This is a genomic window from Chitinophaga sp. (assembly GCF_036566945.1).
Classification (GTDB): Bacteria; Bacteroidota; Bacteroidia; order Chitinophagales; family Chitinophagaceae; genus Chitinophaga.
The window spans coordinates 1-3761 of sequence record NZ_DATCVJ010000517.1 but is presented as its reverse complement, the minus strand read 5'-3'; the positions used below and the strand labels follow the sequence as shown (position 1 = coordinate 3761).

Genomic DNA, 3761 nt, shown 5'->3' with positions numbered 1-3761 from the left:
CGACCAACCTCACCGACGCGGAGCGGTCGACGCTGCTGGAGACGTTCGGGAGCTGACGCCGCCCTGGCCAGGCGCGACGGCAGTGTCAGTGGGTGCCCGTACGGTGCGGCGCATGAGCATGCGGACGGCTGGGGGTACGGGGCCGCCGTCGAGGCCGAGACCTACCCAATGATGGAATTGCGCTGCCGCGATACACATAGCCGCCGGTGATACTTATCCCCAGATCGTGGCTGTATTCGTGGATAGGTGCAATCAACTGTGATTTATCTGCGCCGGCAGGTACATTATAATCGTGAAAGCCTTCCAGGATGCGCCAGCCATAATTGCCTCCTTTTATGATGATGTCTACTTCTTCATACTTATCTTGTCCCACATCTCCGGCAAACAGCATTTTGCTTTTCCTGTCAAACGAAAAGCGCCATGGGTTACGCAGACCATACGCCCATATCTCCGGTCTGGCGTTAGGCTGGTTCACGAAAGGATTATCTGCCGGCACTTTATAGGGTGTGCCATCGACATTTATTCTTAATATTTTACCCAGTAAGGTGTTCAGATCCTGCCCGTTGCCGGTAGTACCATGTTTATCCCCACCACCGCCGCCATCACCGAGTCCTATATACAGGTAGCCATCGGGGCCGAATTGCAGCTGACCGCCGTTGTGATTGGACTGCGGTTCCTCTACTTCCAGCAATACGCGGCGGGTAGTCGGATCGGCGATATTGGGGTTGCCGGCAGCCACGGTAAATTCTACCAGGCGGCTGATATGATTAACGCCTTGCTTTTTTGAGGGAGCGCTGTAGTACACATAAAATTTGTGATTCTTCCGGAACTCAGGATGAAAAGCCATTCCCAGTAGTCCCCTTTCATCATAGCCGGGGTTCACGGAAATCATATCGCCACTCACATCCAGGAAAGGGGTAGGCAGTTGTTTGTTTTGCTGTACGATCCATACTTTCCCTTCTTTCTGACAAAAAAATAACCTGCCGGAGCCATCCCCTGGTACTGCCATGTTTACGGGAGATATGAACTTGTCGGTCACCAGCTGCAGCTTCGCTTTGCGGGCCGCTGGTGCTGGTCCTTTTTTAGCCTCACTGCCGGCACAGGCGGACTGCAGGAACAACACCGCTATTAAAGCCTGGAAAATCATCGAATGTAGTTTCATAGTTCTGCGGCATTTATGCAGATTAAATATAAAGCTTTTAGCCGTTAGCTTTTAGCTTTTAGGAAATGCAGCGGAGATAGACATAGGATGATATTCGCTGCATTTCCTAAAAGCTAAAAGCTAACCGCTAACCGCTATTTTGTATCTTCGCAAAAAACACATCAGGTTGGACACAACGGCACCGAAAAAGAACGACCCATACGCTTCGCTACGCTTTCCGGAATTCAATTATTACCTTGTTATCCGCTTTGCACTTGTATTTGCACTGGCGATGCAGTTTGCCATTATCGAATGGAAAGTATATGAAATCTCGAAAGATCCCTTCTCACTGGGATTGATAGGCTTGTCGGAAGTAATACCGGCGGTGTTACTATCACCATTTGCAGGGCATTTGGTGGATAAGCGGGAGAAACGGGGCATGTTGCTCACCTGTGTAATCGCCTATATTTTTATTAGTTCGGGATTATTCCTGCTTACGTGGGATCGGGCTGTAGTGGGCATTTCCACGCACTGGGTACTCAATCTGATCTACCTGCTCGTATTCATGGGGGGCATTGTAAGAGCCTTTACCAGTCCTTCTAACTTTACCTTAATGTCGTTGCTGGTGCCGCGTGAATTATACGCCAACGCCTCTACGTGGAGCAGCTCTGCGTGGCAGATAGGCGGGGTAATGGGGCCTGCACTGGGAGGATTGTTTATTCACTGGTTTGGGGTACACTGGTCCATGTTGCTGGTGGTGTTTATCTTCTTTGCGCCGTTGTATAGTTTAATTAAGATAAGGCCCAAGCCCATTTACTATAAGTCGAAGGGAGAAAGCTTTGTAACGGGGCTGACAGAGGGGATGCGTTTTGTCTGGAAAACCAAGGTAGTATTGAATGCGATGGCATTGGATATGTTTGCCGTATTATTTGGTGGCGCGGTAGCCATGTTACCGGCATTTGCCACAGATGTGCTGCATGTGGGTTCTCTGGGCTATGGACTGTTGCGGTCTGCCCCGGCGGCAGGCGCCCTGGTCACCATGTTTATACTGGCACACAAACCCCTGGCCAACAAACCCGGGCTTAAGCTGCTGGCAGCGATTTTCGGCTTTGGGTTAACGATTATACTCTTTGGTCTTTCCACCAGTTTTTACCTGTCGATATTTGCTTTGCTGATCAATGGTGCGTTGGATGGGATCAGTATTATTATCCGGCAAACGATTTTACAATTAAAAACGCCTGATGATATGCGTGGGCGGGTAGCTTCCGTTAGTTCTATGTTTGTGGGTTCATCCAATGAGCTGGGGGCTTTCGAGAGTGGGTTTATGGCCCGGGCCATCGGGTTGGTGCCTTCGGTGGTATTTGGGGGTTGCGTTACGCTGGGCGTGGTAATTACTACTTATATTATTTCACCGGCTATGCGTAAGCTGGATTTGAAACCATAGCGAAGGGAGCGCCTTCGGCGCTTGTCTTTGTTCAGGATTATACTGATTTTCAGAATTTTGATGATTTTAAAAATATTTCGGGGAGATAAAAGCGGTATCCGCTGCTATCTCCCCGAATCTTTTAAAAGCAAAAAGATGAAATCTTGAAAACCATCAAAATCACTATAATCCTGAACAAAGACAAGCGCCGAAGGCGCTCCCTCCGCTATTATAATTTCATCGTCTCTTTCAATCTTTCCAGTACATAATAAACAGCGGGACAGGTGGTGCTGTTTTCGTATGTAATTTTCGGGCGTTTGAAGAAGTCGTAGCTATCTGTGTAGGGATAATTGGCGCAGTCACCGGGGCGTACATCGTAGATGCCGCAGTAGTTGTCTGCCCCAAGGAATGGACAGGGCGTAAACTTCACCACATAATCCTCATCCTTATCGAGCCGGAGGTAAGTTTCTATAAAGTCGCCTTCCTTCATGCCCAGATGCTTAGAGATGCGCCTGATATCAGGGCCTTTGAAGCGGGGGCTGATGGTTTTACAGCAATTGCCGCATTCGAGGCAATCGATTTTACTGAATGCTTCCTCGTGGAGTTCGGGCAACAGCTTCTCCACGCCTTTACCACGGCGGGTTTGCAGTTTCGCGAGGAACTGTTTGTTAGCCTTTTGCTTATCCTGGGCTTTCTGTTCCCAGTCTTCTAATATTTTGCTCATTTGCTGCAAAGATAGGTAATTAGTACATGGACAAAATTATGACATAAACGTAGTTTAACTATCTGTCATTTATCACTGTTTTCCCCCGCCAGTGCTGATTGTTTGGCCGTTGCTTAAAATCTGCATAGCTTTGCGCATTCTATTTCAAATTACCTGCTTACATCATGAATCTTTTTGATATTCAACAAAATGAATTCGTGCACCGTCACATAGGGCCGAATGAAGGGGAGACCAACCAGATGCTCGAAACCATCGGGGCTTCCAACCTGGACCAGCTGATCAGCAAAACCGTTCCGGGCGCCATCCGTATGCAACAGCCACTGGCTATTCCTGCAGCGATGAGTGAAAGTGATTATCTCCGCCACCTGAAGGAAGTTTCACTGAAAAACAAGGTATACCGTAACTATATCGGACAGGGTTACTTCGATACCATTACGCCGAGCGTTATTCTGCGTAATGTATTTGAGAATCCA

At 48.4% G+C, this 3761-nt stretch carries 3 protein-coding genes and 1 pseudogene; 2 read left to right on the top strand and 2 right to left on the bottom strand.

Annotated features, from left to right (window positions below):
• Positions 1-85 precede the first annotated feature (85 nt).
• A complete protein-coding gene (locus tag VIP81_RS15735) occupies positions 86-1162 on the bottom strand; it encodes a PQQ-dependent sugar dehydrogenase (protein WP_331962609.1) in 1077 nt (358 codons plus the stop codon).
• Positions 1163-1328: 166 nt separating this feature from the next.
• Between VIP81_RS15735 and VIP81_RS15730 the strand changes: the two genes are divergently transcribed.
• Complete coding sequence (locus VIP81_RS15730) at positions 1329-2585, top strand: MFS transporter (RefSeq protein ID WP_331962606.1); 1257 nt, start codon at positions 1329-1331, stop codon at positions 2583-2585.
• Positions 2586-2793: 208 nt separating this feature from the next.
• Here VIP81_RS15730 and VIP81_RS15725 read toward each other — a convergent pair whose 3' ends face one another.
• Positions 2794-3288 carry a YkgJ family cysteine cluster protein gene (locus VIP81_RS15725; RefSeq protein WP_331962603.1) on the bottom strand — a complete coding sequence of 165 codons (495 nt, stop codon included), beginning with the start codon at positions 3286-3288 and terminating at the stop codon, positions 2794-2796.
• A 164-nt stretch (positions 3289-3452) separates the two neighbouring features.
• Between VIP81_RS15725 and VIP81_RS15720 the strand changes: the two are divergent.
• Positions 3453-3761 (top strand): annotated as a pseudogene (locus VIP81_RS15720) (glycine dehydrogenase (aminomethyl-transferring)); the annotation flags it as partial.